Origin of the sequence: Citrobacter sp. Cf087, from assembly GCF_030334285.1 — a bacterium.
Classification (GTDB): Bacteria; Pseudomonadota; Gammaproteobacteria; order Enterobacterales; family Enterobacteriaceae; genus Citrobacter; species Citrobacter freundii.
Map to the genome: position 1 here is coordinate 843933 of NZ_JAOWED010000022.1, position 18450 is coordinate 862382.

The window sequence follows — 18450 nt, forward strand, 5'->3', positions numbered from 1 at the left end:
GATCGCTATCCCGCTTTTTGTACGTTATGATGCTTCTCCATCCCAGGGAGAACGCTAATGAAACCACAGGTTTATCACGTCGATGCCTTTACTTCAGTACCCTTTCGCGGCAATTCAGCGGGAGTGGTGTTGCATGCTGACGGATTGAGCGAAGCACAGATGCAACTTATTGCTCGCGAGCTGCGTCATTCGGAAACCGCATTCCTGCTGACCAGTGACGACAGCGATGTTCGCATTCGTTATTTCACGCCGACGGTCGAAGTTCCTATCTGTGGACACGCTACCGTCGCCGCACATTATGTGCGCGCCAAGGTGCTGGGTCTGGGCAACAGCACCGTCTGGCAAACCTCGCTCGCCGGTCGTCATCGGGTCGATATTGAAGCAAGTGACAATGACTATCGCATCAGCCTTGAACAAGGCGTACCTGGATTCGAAGCTCCGCTGGAAGGTGCTGTACGTGCCGCGATAATCGATGCACTGCACCTGAGCGAAGACGATATGCTGCCCGGATTACCCATTCAGGTAGCCACTACCGGACACTCTAAAGTAATGATTGCGCTGAAGCCTGAGGTGGACCTCGACGCCCTTTCCCCGGATTTGCCTGCCCTGACCGCTATCAGCAAGCAAATTGGCTGTAACGGTTTCTTCCCTTTTCAAATTCGCAAGGGCGAAAACGCCACCGATGGCCGCATGTTCTCGCCTGCTATTGGTATTGTGGAAGATCCGGTTACCGGCAATGCCAACGGTCCAATGGGCGCGTGGCTGGTTCAACATGGGTTGATGCCGCATGACGGGAAAACGCTACGTGTTCAGGGACATCAGGGCCGCGCGCTCGGGCGTGACGGTATTGTTGATGTGACGGTGGCTATCTGTGAAAACCTGCCGGAAAAAGTAACCATTACCGGTTCGGCAGTGATCCTGTTTCACGCCGAATGGGCGATAGATTTTTAATTGTTCCCGTAGGCCGGATAAGGCCTACAATCAAAACAGACAAACTAAAGCGAACTTTAAAATCGACCATAGGCTTAAGTTCTTCTTATTGGGCAGAGCCAGTAAATATTTTTGCGAAAAAGAATTTAGAATCTGTATTCTCAATGCGCGACATAAGGAGAACATTTAAAACCTTGTCTGGAACGCTCCACTTCACAGAGAATGAAAAAGACATTGTTAATCAACATGCTAATAAAATCATCGGAAAAAACATTATGACAGATATGATTATATTATTGAGAAACGTGAAACCACGTTAAAATGGGAGAAGGCATTACAGGTTCCACTGTCAAATGACGGGCTTAATGAGATTAATCTCATCATAGAAAAGAAAAAGAGTTTACGAGGCATTTATCTAATGAATTTCAATTAAACTGGTTATAAAAGGCCTGAATTATTTTAAAAAAGATTCAGGCTTTTTTTATAATTTGCGATGGCAGTCACAATAATTAAATTACAAATAGTTTGATATCATACTTTCTTTAGCCTTGATATTTAAAATAAGGATTTGCCATATGAGTTTCTGGGATGCTAAGAAAGGATTTTTATTATCTCCGGGAGATGGAACAAGTTGTGGTGGTTATATTTTAGAAAATTCCGACCTTCCTCGTATTAGAGGAGTAAAAATAGCATGTGAGGGGGATGAGTATATATGTGGTTTTGATGGTCAACGATACCAAATTGAGGGTGGCGTACCAAATGGCTCACATATAGAAGCAAGCAGGATTTTATATAGAGACACCTTCAAAAGTGCATTTGATAACGACATTGATCATGAAGGTCGAAAAATAACACCTTCTTCAGAAATATTCAGACAAATGCAAGAGGAAACCGGTTTACATAGACGCTCGCATGATTCACTTAGAGACTTCGATGAAAGATTTGAACACGATGATTTTATTGGTACGGCTGGAAGGATAATACTTGGACGGAAAAAAATCATTACTGGAGAAAAGAAAAATAAATTCTTAACTTCAAATTTTAGCACAGGTTTTCGAACAAGGATTCCCAAACATTTATTTGATATTTACTCAAGGATGGGGCGAGATTTATCAGATTATGAAACCGAAATAATATGTCTCCTTGCAGGTTCCGCACACAGCAGAGGTTCATGCAAATGTCATTGCAGGTTTACACCGCATTTTAATATAACATACAGATATGATGAATACCTTTTGTCCAGTTTTCAGTCAGTAAATAGTACCAGTAATTCAATACCTGATACACCACCTGTACGGCAGCAGCGCCCCCCAGAAGCAAGACAAACGGTAGAACCTGGTTTTTGTGTAGTACCAGATCAAACATCACCTAAGAAATATGAGTGTGAGTTAATAGTCAATCCGCCATCAGGAGTAAAAGAGTTATACCGCAAGCTAAATCCAGAAATGGAAAAAAAACCAGACTCTATATTGATTGTTGTTGATCCTGAAAAGCAAGATCAAAAGCAGATTCAGACTCTGCAAAAAGCACGAGATAAAATTGATAAAGCACTTGAACCTCTTACTATAGAGGAAGCAAAACTTTTACACGATAACAGAGCCGTCGTAGATACATTTTCATATCAGCTTTATGGAGATTATTTAGGTAAGGCCGGGGATGGTTTTGGATATATAAGTGAAATAGGCAAAGGATACTATGAAGAGATAAATGACATATTAAAAGAAATTGAAGATCTATACAAAAAAACTTACACGCATAATAATGGAAAAATATCTGGAGAGGAGTTTTTTGGACAAAGATCGAGGCTTTTTAAAAGATTGGATATTGTATTAAATAAGTTCTCTAAATCACAATTAAATTTAGAAGAATATAACAGTATAAAGAAAGCGCTGGGCCTCTCAACATCTTCTGTTATGCATAAGTGGAACCAATCTGGAGTCGATAATATTGAAGGATATGCGAATTATATTGAACATTCTTCCAAATTGATAAAAATAATAAAAAATGTAGGATACATTGGTGTTGGCTTAGATTTTGCTGGTTATTCAGCAAATGTATATGACGCTTGTTCCAGAGGCCGTGAAGATGCTTGCAAAAAGACTGCAATTACTGAATATAGTAAGTTTGGTTTTAAACAGGGGACGAGTATGGGGGTTGGTTGGGCCAGTGGTTTAGCTGCGCGAGGTGCCTGCATGTGGGTTCTTGGGCTAGTAACTACGGAAGTGGGCGCCGTAGGTGCTAGTTTATGCTTTGTAACGGGGGTTGGCGTAAGTATAGGAACCGCAAAAGTTGTCGAGGATAGTGCTGAACATTATGGTGAATTATTCGGAGAACATATAATTTATGAGCAATTATTTAAAAAATAATCCAAACTTTATTTTATATTTAATAACATTCTCCATGATTGGAATGTTACTTATTGTTATTATTTCATTGGTAAATAAAAAATATTATGCTATGGTTGTTGATTTATATATTAAAAAGTATAATAGATTGCCTATTATGGCAGGATTAGCAAAAGAAGCTAGCCTGATATTAACACCAGGGTCATACCATGCAAAAGTTGGTTTTATTATGGATTCATTAATATTGCCGTATAACAAGTTCTCTAATCATGATATGACAATAGAGCAATATAATTACATTAATTCCTTACCAATGAAATTAACTATTGGATTTAGAATTGAGGGTTTTCTTTGGATTATATCGATTCCACCAATGTTAATAGGATTTATTTTACACGCATTATTTGAATGATAATTCAAAGGGACTCCATTGGAGTGCTTGTTATTTTTTATTTCAATGCCCCATAAATTTGATCAACAATCCAGCCATATGTAGCAACAGGTAGTAACCCGCTTACAAATACATTCGGATTTACTTTAGGGTCTGCCGGATAAGGCGATAACGCCGCATCCGGCATGACTTCCGATACCCCTATTTCCCCGCCTCTGGATGCGTATCAAACGCCGCCATGACCGTCGCCAGCTCATCTTCGGTAAACCCATGCTTCGCGTCATCCACGCCCAGTCCAAACTGTTCCTGCAGCAAGGCATACAGGCTGGCGACATCGGGCAGATTAATCTGCTCTATCGCCCGACCATCCTGATAACGGGTGAAATGAAAATTGGTCAACGTCAGCTTACCGCCGTCCGGAAGATGACGACACATCAGCAAATGATGACGAAAATGCGATTGTGGCCAGTGCGCCGACCAGAAATTGCCCATCAGATAATCGCTCTGGTGCTGCACGACCAGGTCAAAACGGTACATTGATTGCCAGTGATCGTGATGGCGGAACTGCAGGATCCAATCGTCCCCCTCCTGAACCAGACGATATTCGCCGTGTGGCGTTTGCTGCTCAATGTCGGCCTGCAGACGAATCGGCGCCGTCAGCGTTTGCCCGCCGAAGCCAACGTCGGCGATCCACTGCTCTCCCTGTAATTCAACCAGCAACAGACGATGCGTGCGCGGCGGCAGACTTGACGGATTTGCCAGTACCACACGACCGAGAAGGCTGCGTACGTTAAAACCGATTTCGCGTAACGCGCGCTCAAACACTCCATTCTGTTCAAAGCAATAACCGCCACGACGCGCCGTCACCAGCTTCTCTTCCAGCGACAAATCGTCAAGCTGCATCTCTCTTGGCAGTAATACATCCAGGTTTTCAAACGGAATCGCGCCGTTGTGCAGTAAATGCAGCGCTTTTAAAGTTTCAATGTCGACGCTGGCCGAATCTGACCAGCCAATACGGGCAAAATAAGTGGTTAAAAAAGGCGTCATAGGGAGTTCCTGTTCGATTAATGCAGTACTTATAACGCATTTTTAATTTTACGCCGTCGATTTTGTGCGTTGTTCCTCCAGACGAGGCGACAAAATCGCTAATACCGTTAATATCTATATCTATTGTGGTGTGTTATCTCTCAGCCCAGGAGCATCCATGAGCCATTTCCGTTCAATCGAATTAAAACATGCCAGTCGGCTGCTTAACCACGGCCCTACGATACTGATCACCAGCCGTGATGAGCATACCGAGCGGCGCAATGTGATGGCGGCGGCATGGTCAATGCCGGTGGAATTTGAACCGCCGCGGATTGCAATTGTTGTTGATAAGACCGCCTGGTCGCGTGAACTGATTGAGCGTAGCGGCAAGTTCGGTATTGTTATTCCGGGCGTGGCCGCCACCAACTGGACTTACGCGGTGGGCAGCGTTTCCGGTCGCGTGGAAGATAAATTTAACTGCTACGGTATTCCGGTGGTAAAAGGTCCGGTGCTGGGATTACCGTTAATAGAAGCGAAATGTCTGGCCTGGATGGAGTGTCGCCTGTTGCCTGCAACGGCGGCACAGGAAAAATATGACACCCTGTTTGGGGAAGTGGTCTCGGCTGCCGCTGATGAACGAGCTTTCGTGGAAGGACGCTGGCAGTTTGATGATGGCCAACTCAATACCCTGCATCATCTTGGCGCCGGAACGTTTGTCACCAGCGGGAAACGCATAACAGCGGCTGAATAATACGGGCGCAATAATCGCCCGTTCTCTTTCACATGCTGTAGCCGGGTTTTTTAATCAGCCTCGTCATCTGTGGCGCAATTTCCGCATCCCACACGCTCTGCCACTCCCCTGGCTCAATTTCATTCAGCGCCACGCTCACTGAACTCTCTTTGCTTTGTAAATGACGAATAATGACTTCGGTAATATCCGTCGCCAGTGCGGCCTTCTCTTCTTCGTTCAAATCGCGAGGAAAACATTTGATATCAACGTGCGGCATGACAGGTTCCTTATTGTTTTGGGATGCAGGTAACTTATGCGGACTCTCTTCAACCAGGTGAAATCCGACATCAATAATATCGTCTTCACGTGGAATTTGTTCGATACTATCGAGGCGACGCGTTGTCCAATGGCCCGTCGGTCGACGCTAACTGTGGTGATGTGCGTCAGCCGCAATACCATGACGACGATAACCTTTTTTCAGCAAATAGTCTGCCACCGCCTGCATCACTTTTTCCGCGGTCTTCGGGCGCACCAACTGCGGGCTATTTAGCGCCCTGCTCACCCTCATGGGTGACAATCCCCAGTCTTTTGATTTCGCCATTCTGTACGTCGGTTCGATGAGGCTGATTGGCCTGATTTCTTATCTGTTTATCGTGAGTCCATTGGATCGTATTACGCAGACCCCTTCTGTCGCGTAATTTAACCTTATGGCGATAGTTCGCCCGCTGTTCCGGGATTTGCACATCTGCGGAACAGCGTTTTTTTATTCAAATAATCTTATTGTTTTTCAGTACAGTACGTAGCCTCGGATGCTGACAAACTGCATCAGCGATAGCGCTAATATTCGGCGTGTTGTCCTGAAACCAGTCATGCCCAGGTCCCCAGCTGCGCATAACGGCAATATATACGTCCAGTAGTGTTAGCTGATCCCCGAATGCGTACGGCTCGGCGTTTAGCTGATCGTTCAGCCACATATAGAGGGATTTACGGTACTCAATGCAGTTCTTTTTCAACTGCGCCGGGGCGTCCGGTACCCAGCGTTCTGGATAGTCGGCATAGGTAAACGTGGGATAGACATTTGCTACCAGCCATATCAACAGACGCTGAAACTGCTGGCGTTCGGCGTGTCCAACGGGTGGTGAAAGTTCAGGGCGACGATCGAGAATCATCAGCGCGATCGCCGCCGTTTCTGTCATCACACTGCCATTTTCCAGTACCAGCGTGGGCACCTGGCATAGTGGATTCATCGTCTTAAGCAACTCCCGCTGGGGGCCGTCACTGTCAAAACCGTCGACATTAATAAAATGATAAGGGATCTCCGCCAGTGTGAGCATCACTTCACTGATGGCCGATCCCCAGCCCGGTACCCCATAGACCTTAATCATGCTGCAATCCCCAAAGTTAAAACCCTAAGTGTAGAGCAGCATTCGGCAACCTATGCAGGCATGATTATTACTTTCATAATAACAATGGTCGAATACCGGGGGAGAATAAGCCATGCGTTCCAGTATGTTTGAATATATGAATATTTTTGTACAGGTTGTTGAGCAAGGTGGATTTGCCAGAGCAGCAGACGTGCTACACCTGCACCGCCCTGCAGTGACCAAAGCTATCCAACATCTTGAAGACGATCTGGGAGCAAAGTTGCTTAACCGCACGACTCGTAAAGTGAGTCTGACAGAAGAAGGTGACGCTTTTTACCAACGCACAAAAATCCTGCTCAGTGACGTTGATGACATCATGGCTTCTTTCTCACCCACTCGCCCTCCGCGCGGAAAACTCAGGGTGAATGCCCCCCTGTCGCTGGCTCACTCGGTATTAGTCCCGGCCCTGAACGATTTCCAGTCGCGCTACCCGGATATTGAGATTGTCCTCACCTCCACCGACCGAAGAATCGATCTGCTTGCCGAAGGTATCGACTGCATGATTCGCATTGGCGAGTTACAAGACTCTTCTCTGATTTCACGGCGGCTTGGTGAGGTAAAAATGGTGACATGCGCGTCCCCGGATTATTTGCAAAAACACGGCGTACCGCAGACGCCAGAGGATTTATCCCGACATCAGGCAATTAACTTTTTCAGTGAACGTCATCGTGAAGCACTGGAATGGTCCTTCGTCCGTGAGGGTGAAACCGTGTCGTTTATCCCTACAGGTCACATCTGCGTTGATAACTCCGACATTCTTTTGACAGGCTGTTTATCCGGACTCGGTATCATCCACGGTGTGCACGCGGTACTGGCCCCCTGGATCCAGTCGGGCCAGCTCGTAGAGGTGCTGGCCGATTATGCCGGGGAATCAAAACCCGTTTCCGTACTCTACCCGGACAGGCGTCATCTTGCCCCCCGTGTTCGGGTGTTTATTGACTGGCTGTATGCGCTTTTTACCGAGCAAAAATCGCGCCTACAGGGATTATTATAATCTGAGTAATAGTGAAGTTCCGCAACGGCGGTTTTTCACCCTCATCTGAGCCGTTAAATTGTGCAGACCCAATACAGAACAATTTACAGAGGTTTGCTATGTCTAAGGTCGTGGTTTTTAATCAACCAGGCGACGCTGACGTCCTGACAATCCAGGATATGCCAGTTTCGGCTCCACGTGCGGATGAAGTTCAGATACGCGTACGCGCAATCGGCATTAACCGTGCGGAAATTATGTATCGTACCGGCCAGTATATTTACCAACCCAAATTCCCGGCACGTCTGGGCTATGAGGCTTCTGGCGTTGTTGAATCCGTGGGAGACAACGTGCGTGAGTTTGCGCCCGGCGATAGCGTCAGCGTCATCCCGGCTTTCAGCTTCCATGAGTATGGTATGTACGGTGAAGTCGTCAATGCTCCAGCCCATGCTGTCGTCAAACATCCTGAGAATCTTAGCTTCGAGGAAGCCGCGGCGAGCTGGATGATGTATGTGACCGCTTTCGGTGCGCTGGTTGAATATGCGGATATTAAGCCTGGTGATAACGTACTGATCAATGCTGCTTCCAGCAGCGTCGGACTGGCGGCAATTCAGATTGCTAACATGCGGGGAGCAAAACCGATTGCGATGACGCGCACCAGTGAGAAACGTGCCCAGCTTCTGCAACTTGGTGCGGCAGAGGTTATCGCCAGCCAGGAGCAGGATCTGGTGGCGGAGATTAACCGTATCACTGACGGCAAAGGCACCCGCGTGGTGTTCGATCCGGTCGGTGGCCCTGGCGTGGCAAAAATTGCCCAGGTGATGCCAGCCGGTGGACTCTTTTTCCAGTATGGCTCTCTTGATGCGCGTGATTTGTCGATTCCGGTAATTGAGATACTCGGTCGCCATCTGACCTTCCGCGGCTATGAGATTTTCGAAATCACCACGAACCCGGAAAAACTGTCACGTGCAAAACGGTTTATCTTTGAAGGACTGCAATCCGGCAAGCTCAAACCGCTGATTGATAAAACCTTTGCCTTTGATGATATCGTTGAAGCACATCAATACATGGAAGCCAACGGTCAGGTGGGCAAAATCGTCGTCACCCTGTAACCCCTGTGCGGCACAGTCTTGTGCCGCAATGTAACTCAAAGCACTTTCGGGTGCGCGTGTGATGTGGATGATTCAGCACCTAATATTGTACGTTAATGCTATTTTATGACCATCAAGAAATGAGTAAAATTACCGTTTCTGATTGCCGGTAAAGTGTCTGAATGCGGCATATCTGGAAGGGGTTGCACCCTATCGCATCTATACGGGGTCAGTTTGGATATCGGAAATTATTGTTAAGGTTGTTTTTTAACCACTCAGATGTGAGAAAACCGCTCTCTGAGCGGGTTCTCGTATCTTGATGGGCGATGCTGAGAGCGCCTCTCAAACGATCTTAAGAAGATCCTTCTGAATCTTTGACCGTAATAGTATAGGTTTTATCGAACTCTCCTGATTTTGAAAACATTCCGCCACCTAAGCCCCCATGTACTCGCACTTTAGCTATGCCTGCTTTTGTTGGTGTCCCTCTAATCTGGATACAATTATTGAATTCATTATCATCACAATACTGTAGGTGAAGCCCTAAATTATCTGGATGAATATCTCCAGCAATAGCTTGTTTACCATAAAGATCATAAGAAAGAACTACCCCACCAAATATATTAATTTGGTTATAATAGGGAATGCCAACAGTTGCATCATTAAGTACCTCCCTTTCTGGAGTGAATTCTGCCTGCAACGAACAGGCAGATAGTAATAATAAAGGCAGAACCAAAAAAAATTTTCCCATTTTATTTCAATGACTTGAAAGCCATTCCTCCAAAAAACCTGTTGATAAAAAATTGCAAATCTTTTTTTGGTTTTATCCAGTTTTTTTCCTTTCCCCAAGAAAACAATTCCAAACTAATATATCCATTAGGATCTTGCATGACTGAACCATTCCAAACAACCCAGTGTGTAGGTAATGTTGTTTTATTTGTACTATTTACAAGAAGTCCATCATTTATCAATGTTACGACTTTATAATCTTGCTCAATATATTTATTTAAATCTCTGATTCCCTGAACACCCGCCTGAGTAATACCGACATTACTAAAGACCATTTTATAGCCGACCTTTTCAAACCATTCTGCCAAAATTTGCCAAATTGTGATACCAGCAACTGGAGAATCAAGAGTATCAAAGCTCAGCATTGTATTCTCTGAATCCCTGAGTCCAGCAAGCGTCATCCAGTCTGTACCGACTATCTTCGGTCTGCCGTCATCATAGTAAAATACACCTGTAGGATGCCGACAGCCTTTACCTGGCGAAATTATTAAATTACCTATTTTAGTTTTTCCGTATCGCCAGAGTTCACGGGCAGCTTGCGCATACACATCAGGGCGATCCTTTTGCAGGCAGTAAAAAAATGCAGCAGGTCCACATACACTTGCAGCTATTTGATTAGGGAAATAAAATCCGTTAAATCTTTCTTCTATTTGACGTTCTACTAATTTTTTATCAAAAGGATCCCTGGAATTACCAATAGGATATTCTTTCGCTATAAATGGCCGCTCCTCGCGGGTTATAGTAACTAGTTTCGTTTTGCCCCCCTGACTTTCAGGTTTAGGTGTACCTGTCGATTCAAAATAACAGAGATTTTCACGTTTAGCCTCAGAACACGCCTTACCTGTACTAAATTCTGCAAGCGTATACATCTTTGTGAAAGGTTTTGGAGTAACACTGTGGGTATGCAGCATCGTCTTACGATAAAGTGTCATTTCCATAATGTAGATAGTTGATAGAGGCTCGATTATATCTTCAGACATATGTATCTGAGTTTGGTGGTTATCCTTAAATTTCTGCTGTCTCACATCTATCAAATAATATTTATTTCTGTCGGCATCCATACGATAAACACATAGATCATATAATAAGGAGTCTGCAGGAACATTAGAGCGAATGCTGGTGCTAAGCGGGTAAACAGCCATAATTAATCCATTAATATGTGCAGGTTAATATTTTCAGCGGATTCAGCATAATGCCACTCTGTCATTCCTTGGCTATCTGTATTCCTCGTTTCTGTATGGCCGTCCGGGAGTATGAGAACATACCGGCAATCCACCATCAGTCTGCCGTCATCATCTGCACACTTAAAACGAATACACTTTCTGCTGCTGACATCCTGTGAGCTCTGCATCATTATCGATAATTGACTGGTGTCGAGGGTGGTTAAAGTGCCCGCTCCACTGCTGGTATATTGTGTGGCTGTACCAAAAACATAGTGATTAGGGCAGCCACACAACACCCTGTCGCCAGTAGCTACATATGCTTTACCATTTTCCATCCAGTCCAGTCCAGTCCAGTCCAGAAGCAGTAATAATTTCTCCATAACTTGTTTTATCGCCGAGACAAGCCAGTGCTCTTACCATTTTCAATTCCTTAGTTAAAAAGTGGTAATACTCAATGGCATGATACATAACACATGATTTAAGCAAAGTTTTACTATGCTTTCTCACAACTTCACTAAGGGTGGTATATTCCAGACCCCAGTCATTAGTCACCTGATAATAAAGTGATTTTTCGATAATTAGTCACTGAAGAACCTTGCTCAAAAGGAAGACTAATTTAGGATTAACGGACATTCATATTTTCTTGTTAATTTCACTCTTTGGACGCGGTCTCAAAGCACTTTCGACAAAAACTGCTGGGTGCGTGTGTGGCGTGGATGATTCAACACCTGCTCGCTGCTGCCCTGCTCGACGATTTTGCCATCGACCATAAACACCACCTGATCCGCCACTTCCCGAGCGAAGCCAATCTCGTGTGTCACCACCACCAGCGTGGTTCCCGACTTCGCCAGCGCTTTGATGACATCCAGGACTTCGCCCACCAGTTCAGGATCCAGTGCAGATGTAGGCTCATCAAACAGCATGACGCGCGGATTTAGCGCCAGTGCACGGGCAATAGCGATACGCTGCTGCTGACCGCCAGATAAGTGACGCGACCAGGCATCGGCTTTATTGCGCAACCCTACCGCATCAAGCAGCGTTAATGCCCGCTCGGTGGCGGCTTTACGCGATGCCAGTCCGTGCGCAATGGGTGCTTCAATAAGGTTCTCCAGCACCGTTAAGTGCGGGAACAGATTAAAGTTCTGGAACACATAGCCGACGTTAACCCGCTGGCGCAAAATTTCCGCCTCTTTCAGCTCATACAGCTTGTCTCCCTGCCGACGATAGCCAATGTAATCGCCATCGATTTGAATAAAACCCTCATCGACGCGTTCCAGATGGTTGATGGTACGCAGGAGTGTGGATTTCCCTGAACCGGACGGCCCGAGAATGACCGTAACCGTTCCGGGAGGGATCTCCAGCGACACATTATCCAATGCTTTGTGGCGACCAAAGTATTTGCTGACGCCGGTAATAGAAATATGACCTTCAGGCGAGTGGGACATGGACGGCCTCCTGCTGTGGACGTTGACGACTGCGTTTTTCTGCACGGCTCACCCGGACGGTGTTGATCGCTGAACGTCGTTCGCTGCGTGCCAGCGCACGTTCGACCAGATGCTGAATAAGCGACAGGATGCTGGTGATCACCAGATACCACACCGCACCCACCATCAGCAGCGGGATCACTTCCTGCGTGCGGTTGTATATCATCTGGATGGTGTAGAACAGCTCCGGCATTGCCAGCACGTATACCATCGCCGTCCCTTTCGCCAGGCTGATGATTTCATTGAAGCCAGCAGGCAAAATGGTGCGCAGCGCCTGCGGCAGAATAATCCGCAGCGTACGTCGCCCTGCCGGTAAGCCCAGTGCTGCCGCTGCCTCGTACTGACCGTGATCAACCCCCAAAAATCCACCACGTATAATCTCAGCGGTATAGGCGCTTTGCACCAGCGTCAGGCCAACCACCGCAGTGGAAAACTGACCGAGTACATTGATGGTCTCAAAACTTCCCCACTGAATGGGAGTAAACGGAATACCAATCGTCAGCGTGTCGTATAGATAGGAGAAGTTGTACAGAACGATTAGCACCACAATCAGTGGTAACGAACGAAACAGCCAGATGTACCCCCAGGCCAGACAGTTCAACAGCCAGGAAGATGAAAGCCGCGCCAGCGCCAGCAGACCGCCGATGAGAATACTCAACAGCGTCCCGATAAGTGTCAGTAACAGCGTTTGTCCAAGACCAGACAAAATCACCGGATCGAAGAACCAGCGGGCAAACACACTCCATTCCCAGCGCGGATTAAACGCCACAGACTGGAGAATCACCGCCAGGGCAAACAAAGCAATGATCGCGCCAACGGTGCGCATGGGGTAACGCGCCGGTACGACTTTAATGCTATCTGTCGTTTTCATCTTCTCTCCTCAGGCGATTCTGGCCTGACCGGCAATAGTCAGCAGTTTGGTAAAGCGCAGCCGTCCATCAAACGGTGGCTGGCTGTACTCTTCGGGATTGCGCGTCGTATCAAATTGCGGATCGTAGCCCTGGCTTAAATAAAGTCTGACGGCCTCCGGCTGGCGAAATCCTGTGGTCAGATATATCCGGCTGTAGCCCGCGAGTAGCGCCCGACGTTCCAGTTCCTGCACTACACGCGCCGCCAGTCCCTGCTGACGCAGGCTGCTTTTTGTCCAGATACGCTTAATCTCGGCAGTGTCCTTGTCGTAAGGTTTGTAAGCCCCGGTGGCGATAATTTCGCCGCCACGCTCCAGGATCACAAAAAGTCCCTGCGGTGCCAGATACCATTCGGTCAGTTCCACTTCAGCGTCACGAGAAAAATAATCGCCATAGCGGGCAGCATACTCACCGAACAGACCGTTCAAAATGGGCTGTAGCTCGCTGGCTTCAGGTGAGACCACGCGAAATTGATCGCTCACGATGACCTCCTTAATCGCCTAAACCGGCCGGGTTGATTTCAGATTGCGGAATGCGTTCCACCCCTTCTCCCCAGCGATTCAGCACCTTGTCATAATCGCCGTTGCCAATCACGCCGTTGAGGGCGGTTTGTACCGGCAGAACCAGACCGCTGTCCTTTTTCAGCGTCACAGCAATGTGTGCCGCTTTTGGCCAACCGCCATCAACACTACCCACCAATTGCGTTTTACCGTTGAGTGCAGCTTTCCATGCGCCGATTACATTAGGACCGAAGTAGGCATCGGCGCGGCCTGACTGTAGGGCCAGGGTTTGCGCGGCATCATCTTTGGTATACACCGGCGTAAACGGCTGTAACCCTTTCTTCACGTTCTCATCGTTCCAGGCCAGCAGGATGGCTTCCTGGTTCGTCCCTGAACCGACGATAATGCGCAGTCCAGCGATATCTTCCGCCTGCTCGATTTTCTTCAGCTTGCTACCGGTTTTGACATAAAAGCCAAGAGAGTCCTTCCGATACGTCGCGAAATCGAATTTTTCTTTGCGTGCTTTGGTGACGGTAATATTGCTGATCGCGGCATCGTATTTGCCGGAAGTGACGCCCAGCGGCCAGTCTTCCCATGACGTAGGTACGACGTTGAGTTCCAGCCCCAAACTGTCAGCCACCAGACGCGCGATGTCCGCCTCGCTGCCGATCAGCGTCTTATTGTCATCGGCAAAGACGGTCAGCGGCGGTTGACTGAGCCCGGCAATCGCCACGGTGAATTTGCCCGGTACGGCCAGGTGCAGATTTGCAGGCAATTGCGCAATCGCCTGCGGATTCTTTGCCGTATTGATCGGCGTTTTATTGGCTTCCAGACTTACGCCCGTGCCGTTAATCGTCACATCATTTGCCCAGACAGTCGCGCTGAAAGCCAGCGACAGCGCGAGGAATACTGATTTTTTCTGCATAGCGTTTTTCTCTTATTGTGCGAATTGATTTGCAGGTGTCGTTAATCCCAGGCTTGCGCGCAGGGTCGTACCGGGATATTCATGGCGGAACAGGCCCCGCGCCTGAAGCACAGGGACAACCTGTTCGACAAAACGCGGGAAGGTATCCGGCGTTCCGCCCTGGATAATAAAACCATCTGCGGCTTTCTCGTCGAACCACTGCTGCAGGCCGTCGGCGACCTGTTCCGGCGTGCCGCTGAAACGCGGACGTGGGCTGGCCGCTTCCAGAGCAACCTGACGGAGTGTTAAGCCACGCTCGCGCGCGTTGCGTTTGATCTCATCAGTCGTACTGCGAAAGCTGTTTTGTCCGAGAGAGCCAAGATCCGGGAACGGTGCGTCCAGCGGATATTGGGCAAAATCATGATGTTCAAAGTAGCGGCCAAGATAGTTCAGCGCGTCGGTAACGGAGACCAGCGCAGCGGTAGTCTGATACTGCTGCTCAACGTCCTCTTCGCTGTCGCCAACAATAACGCTGACGCCCTGGAATATATGCAGTTGATCGGGATGTCGTCCGGCGATTTCCAGCTGACTTTTTACATCCTGATAGAACGCCTTAGCCTCTGCCAGCGACTCCTGATGGGTAAAAATGGCATCAGCATGCTGCGCCGCTAATTTCTTGCCATCTGCTGAAGCTCCCGCCTGAAATATAATCGGACGACCTTGTGGCGTACGCCCAATATTTAACGGCCCGGCGACCTGGAAATAATCTCCATGATGGTTTAGCGTGTGCAGTTTATGCGGATTAAAAAATTCCCCGCTTGTTTTATTACGGGTAAAAGCATCGTCTTCCCAGGAATCCCACAGTCCTTTCACTACCTGTAAATATTCATCGGCAATACGATAACGCTGGGCATGCTCCGGATGCTGAGCGCGAGAATAGTTTTTTGCCGATCCTTCCAGAGGCGACGTAACCACGTTCCAGCCCGCACGCCCGTTGCTGAGATGGTCCAGGCTGGCGAACTGTCGTGCGGTCGTAAACGGCTCGCTGTATGATGTGGACACTGTGCCAACCAGTCCCAGATTCTGGGTGATGCTGGCCAAAGCGGATAATACTGTTAGCGGCTCAAAACGATTTAAAAAGTGCGGGATTGATTTTTCATTAATATACAGACCATCGGCGACAAAAATAAAATCCAGCTTCCCTTTTTCCGCAATAAGCGCCGTCTCTTTGACAAACTCAAAATTAATACTGGCATCGGCCTGAGCCGCCGGGTGGCGCCATGCGGACATATTTCCCGATGCGCCATGCAGAATAGTTCCGAGCCGTAGTTGCCGATTTTCAGCCATAATAACCCCTACCCAACAGGTAAACTTAAAGGTGTGCGAATGCCGTTTTTGCTAACTGCGCAAAGTAATGTGCGGCAGGTTCAATTAAACGTTCGTCTGGATTAAATCCCGGGTGATGTAATCCGTATTCACTGGCGCTGCCAATACTGACAAATGCGCCTGGCGTATTTTGCAGGTAGACGGCAAAATCCTCCCCGCCCATATGCAGGTCAGCATGGTGAGTTGTGTAGCCTGACTGTTTCGCCACCGTGGTGGCGATATCGGCCCAACGCGCATCGTTCACCAACGCGGTCGGCCCTGCATGCCAGATAACGTCTATTTGTGCGCCAAAGGCATGGGCAAATCCGGCAGCGATGTCATTAACCCGTGCTTTAACCTGCTGCTGTACCTGAGTCCGGTGCGTTCTGAGCGTCCCTTCCAGCTCAACGGACTCTGGCAGTACGTTCCATGTATTTCCTCCCTGAATACGGGTCACGCTGAGTACCACCGAATCCAACGTGTTAACGTCGCGACTGGCAACGCTTTGCAACACGGTTACCAACTGGCTGGCAAGCAGGATGGCATCTTTGCCTTCATGCGGACGCGCCGCATGTGCGCCCTTGCCATTTATGCGCAGCACGAAGCGATCGACATTGGCATAGAACGCACCGCCGCGTGTGGCAAATTCGCCCACCGGCAAACCGGGCTCATTGTGCATACCAAAAATAGCCGCTACGTTTTGCAGCGCACCGGCGCGGATCAACGTTTTTGCGCCGCCGAAACTCTCTTCAGCTGGTTGAAACAAAATACGTACTCGCCCCGGTAAGGTTGTTTCCTGTTGTTTAAGCAGCAGTGCTGCACCAAGCATCACGCTGGTATGGACGTCATGCCCGCAGGCATGCATCACGCCCGGTGTGAGGGAACGAAACGGAACGTCGGCACTTTCTTCTATCGGTAGCGCATCGATATCCGCTCGTAGCGCGATGACATCTTCTCCCTTGCCGATTTCCGCGACCAGACCGGTTTTCAGCTCGAACGGCAGAATGTCGACATCCGCAGCGTGCAACCAGGCCTGAATGCGCCCGGTGGTTGCTTCCTCCTGCAGGGAAAGCTCCGGGTGCTGATGTAATTCACGACGCCAGTTGATAAGCGTTGAGCTGAGGGTCATCAGAGCACCTCCACGGCATTATGGACTTGTGCCAACAAACGCAGCGATGTCAGACGCGCGTGGCCCTCCGCCACTGGCGTGTCGATAATAAACTCATCAATACCAAATTGCCTATGCAAAGCATTCAGCTTTACCATCACCTCTTGAGCGGTGCCGTGTAACAACGCCAGTTCACGACGCGCGATTTTGCGTGGCGAACTACCCGCCTGTAGGGCGAATGCCAGGGCTTGCTCTTCGCTGGCGACTGTAACGCGCTGACCATTTTCCAGCTCAACGCCCCAGATTTGCACGTTTTCCGCCAGTTGCGCAGCGGCATCGTGACTGTCAGCCACAATAACCTGAACGGCGACTATCGTCGGGCGGTCGCTGTGGGTCTGCCAGAAGGACAAAACCTCACGTAATAACGCTTTGTCACCGTTGAGGTGCGCAGCGAAGATAAAATTCCAGTCGGATTGCGCTGCTAACTGTGCGCTTTGCACACTGGCTCCGAGTACAAATCCTTCTGGCGGTATTGGTGGGATTGGCGTCGGGAATACCGTTTCCCCGCTTTCCGTTCCGTTCAGCGCCAGCCAGCCGTTAAGCTGAGAAAGCTGATCGGCAAAACTGCCTTTTTCTTCCTGATGCAGTCCATGCTGTAACGCCTGAGTCGACAACGGTAACCCGCCAGGGGCCTTCCCTACGCCGAGATCGACACGTCCAGGAGCCAGTGATGCCAGAAGATTGAAGTTTTCCGCCACTTTGTACGGGCTGTAATGTTGCAGCATCACGCCGCCGGAACCAACGCGGATACGCTGGGTTTGCCCGAGGATCCAGGCGATCACCAGCTCCGGCGATGGACTGGCCAGCTGTGGCGTATTATGGTGTTCCGCGATCCAGAAACGATGGTACCCCCACTCTTCCGCCAGTTGCGCCAGGCGCAACGTCCGGGAAAGCGCAGTCGCGGCAGTTTCACCTTCCCCGATGGGGCTTTTATCCAGAATACTCAGGCGATATGACATGTTACGAGCCTATGTTTGTTAACATGTCTTTATTATTAATTTATCAAATAGCCATACTGAAACATTTAATTCACATTTACTCAGCTAAAAAGTAGATAACAAACCCTGCAGCAGCCAGGGTTAAAATTTGGATCGCCCTGTACCGCTAAACTGAAAAACACCCGCAATTAATAGCCTACAAAATATAATAGGGTCGTTGATATCACGGTAATAACATCAAAATCTTTTCATGCCAGTTTTCTTTTTTCGAAATGGTTTTTTAGCGCAATTTACGTTAAGTCAGTTTAAACGACTTGTAACGTTATG

19 protein-coding genes and 3 pseudogenes are annotated in these 18450 nt (G+C 48.2%); 7 read left to right on the forward strand and 15 right to left on the reverse strand.

Annotated features, from left to right (window positions below; translation table 11 throughout):
- The first annotated feature begins 57 nt into the window (after window positions 1–57).
- The 3 genes from OGV57_RS06140 (at window position 58) to OGV57_RS06150 (ending at window position 3687) form a co-directional block, all read left to right on the forward strand.
- Window positions 58–951 (forward strand): PhzF family isomerase, encoded by an 894-nt coding sequence (locus tag OGV57_RS06140; RefSeq protein WP_054528396.1) that lies wholly within the window; start codon window positions 58–60, stop codon window positions 949–951.
- A gap of 554 nt (window positions 952–1505) precedes the next feature.
- Entirely contained in the window at window positions 1506–3296 is a 1791-nt protein-coding gene (locus OGV57_RS06145; protein WP_081011296.1) for a PAAR domain-containing protein, read from the forward strand.
- Window positions 3274–3687, forward strand: a complete 414-nt coding sequence (locus tag OGV57_RS06150) for a hypothetical protein (RefSeq protein ID WP_016150261.1) — start codon at window positions 3274–3276, stop codon at window positions 3685–3687. Before OGV57_RS06145 ends, OGV57_RS06150 begins: the two co-directional genes overlap by 23 nt.
- A gap of 37 nt (window positions 3688–3724) precedes the next feature.
- Here the strand turns inward: OGV57_RS06150 and OGV57_RS06155 are convergent.
- Both OGV57_RS06155 and nhoA read right to left on the reverse strand, forming a co-directional pair.
- A pseudogene (locus tag OGV57_RS06155) lies at window positions 3725–3823 on the reverse strand (hypothetical protein); the annotation flags it as partial.
- Between the two features lie 44 nt (window positions 3824–3867).
- Complete coding sequence (nhoA, locus tag OGV57_RS06160) at window positions 3868–4713, reverse strand: N-hydroxyarylamine O-acetyltransferase (protein WP_054528398.1); 846 nt, start codon at window positions 4711–4713, stop codon at window positions 3868–3870.
- Between the two features lie 157 nt (window positions 4714–4870).
- Here nhoA and OGV57_RS06165 point away from each other — a divergent pair, with 157 nt between their 5' ends.
- Window positions 4871–5443, forward strand: coding sequence for a flavin reductase family protein (locus OGV57_RS06165; protein WP_032935711.1), 573 nt, complete (start codon window positions 4871–4873; stop codon window positions 5441–5443).
- Between the two features lie 28 nt (window positions 5444–5471).
- Here the strand turns inward: OGV57_RS06165 and pptA are convergent, their stop codons facing one another.
- On the reverse strand, window positions 5472–5699 hold the full coding sequence (gene pptA / locus OGV57_RS06170) for a tautomerase PptA (protein WP_048233744.1): 228 nt from the start codon (window positions 5697–5699) through the stop codon (window positions 5472–5474).
- Window positions 5700–5915: 216 nt separating this feature from the next.
- Window positions 5916–6023: pseudogene (locus OGV57_RS06175) on the reverse strand (hypothetical protein); the annotation flags it as partial.
- Here OGV57_RS06175 and OGV57_RS06180 point away from each other — a divergent pair.
- Window positions 5998–6120 (forward strand): annotated as a pseudogene (locus tag OGV57_RS06180) (glucarate transporter); the annotation flags it as partial. The pseudogenes OGV57_RS06175 and OGV57_RS06180 sit on opposite strands and share 26 nt — an antisense overlap.
- Before the next feature lie 69 nt (window positions 6121–6189).
- On the opposite strand, the gene OGV57_RS06185 reads toward OGV57_RS06180, so the two are convergent.
- Window positions 6190–6807 (reverse strand): glutathione S-transferase family protein, encoded by a 618-nt coding sequence (locus OGV57_RS06185; protein ID WP_049015994.1) that lies wholly within the window; start codon window positions 6805–6807, stop codon window positions 6190–6192.
- Between the two features lie 112 nt (window positions 6808–6919).
- On the opposite strand from OGV57_RS06185, the gene OGV57_RS06190 reads away from it, so the two are divergent.
- Together OGV57_RS06190 and OGV57_RS06195 are read left to right on the forward strand one after the other, a co-directional pair.
- Window positions 6920–7840 carry a LysR family transcriptional regulator gene (locus OGV57_RS06190; RefSeq protein ID WP_048232069.1) on the forward strand — a complete coding sequence of 307 codons (921 nt, stop codon included), beginning with the start codon at window positions 6920–6922 and terminating at the stop codon, window positions 7838–7840.
- A gap of 98 nt (window positions 7841–7938) precedes the next feature.
- Window positions 7939–8928 (forward strand): zinc-dependent alcohol dehydrogenase family protein, encoded by a 990-nt coding sequence (locus OGV57_RS06195; protein WP_044702319.1) that lies wholly within the window; start codon window positions 7939–7941, stop codon window positions 8926–8928.
- A 331-nt stretch (window positions 8929–9259) separates the two neighbouring features.
- Here the strand turns inward: OGV57_RS06195 and OGV57_RS06200 are convergent, their stop codons facing one another.
- The 10 genes from OGV57_RS06200 to OGV57_RS06240 form a co-directional block, all read right to left on the reverse strand.
- Entirely contained in the window at window positions 9260–9655 is a 396-nt protein-coding gene (locus OGV57_RS06200) for a hypothetical protein (RefSeq protein ID WP_054528400.1), read from the reverse strand.
- Window position 9656: 1 nt separating this feature from the next.
- Window positions 9657–10835, reverse strand: coding sequence for a hypothetical protein (locus tag OGV57_RS06205; RefSeq protein ID WP_054528401.1), 1179 nt, complete (start codon window positions 10833–10835; stop codon window positions 9657–9659).
- 2 nt (window positions 10836–10837) lie between these two features.
- Complete coding sequence (locus OGV57_RS06210) at window positions 10838–11236, reverse strand: PAAR domain-containing protein (protein WP_226791610.1); 399 nt, start codon at window positions 11234–11236, stop codon at window positions 10838–10840.
- Window positions 11237–11527: 291 nt separating this feature from the next.
- The gene (locus tag OGV57_RS06215; protein ID WP_003836184.1) at window positions 11528–12301 is read right to left on the reverse strand and encodes an amino acid ABC transporter ATP-binding protein; all 774 of its coding nucleotides are present in this window, start codon (window positions 12299–12301) and stop codon (window positions 11528–11530) included.
- The gene (locus tag OGV57_RS06220; protein WP_003836182.1) at window positions 12285–13211 is read right to left on the reverse strand and encodes an amino acid ABC transporter permease; all 927 of its coding nucleotides are present in this window, start codon (window positions 13209–13211) and stop codon (window positions 12285–12287) included. Before OGV57_RS06220 ends, OGV57_RS06215 begins: the two co-directional genes overlap by 17 nt.
- A gap of 9 nt (window positions 13212–13220) precedes the next feature.
- Window positions 13221–13730, reverse strand: a complete 510-nt coding sequence (locus OGV57_RS06225) for a GNAT family N-acetyltransferase (RefSeq protein WP_003843710.1) — start codon at window positions 13728–13730, stop codon at window positions 13221–13223.
- 10 nt (window positions 13731–13740) lie between these two features.
- Window positions 13741–14673, reverse strand: a complete 933-nt coding sequence (locus tag OGV57_RS23795) for an ABC transporter substrate-binding protein (protein ID WP_006684496.1) — start codon at window positions 14671–14673, stop codon at window positions 13741–13743.
- 12 nt (window positions 14674–14685) lie between these two features.
- Entirely contained in the window at window positions 14686–15999 is a 1314-nt protein-coding gene (locus OGV57_RS23800) for an LLM class flavin-dependent oxidoreductase (RefSeq protein ID WP_003836176.1), read from the reverse strand.
- Window positions 16000–16024: 25 nt separating this feature from the next.
- Complete coding sequence (locus OGV57_RS06235; protein WP_048232077.1) at window positions 16025–17146, reverse strand: amidohydrolase; 1122 nt, start codon at window positions 17144–17146, stop codon at window positions 16025–16027.
- Window positions 17146–18144 carry an MsnO8 family LLM class oxidoreductase gene (locus OGV57_RS06240; RefSeq protein WP_054528402.1) on the reverse strand — a complete coding sequence of 333 codons (999 nt, stop codon included), beginning with the start codon at window positions 18142–18144 and terminating at the stop codon, window positions 17146–17148. The genes OGV57_RS06235 and OGV57_RS06240 overlap by 1 nt, the downstream gene beginning before the upstream one ends.
- Window positions 18145–18450: the final 306 nt, after the last annotated feature.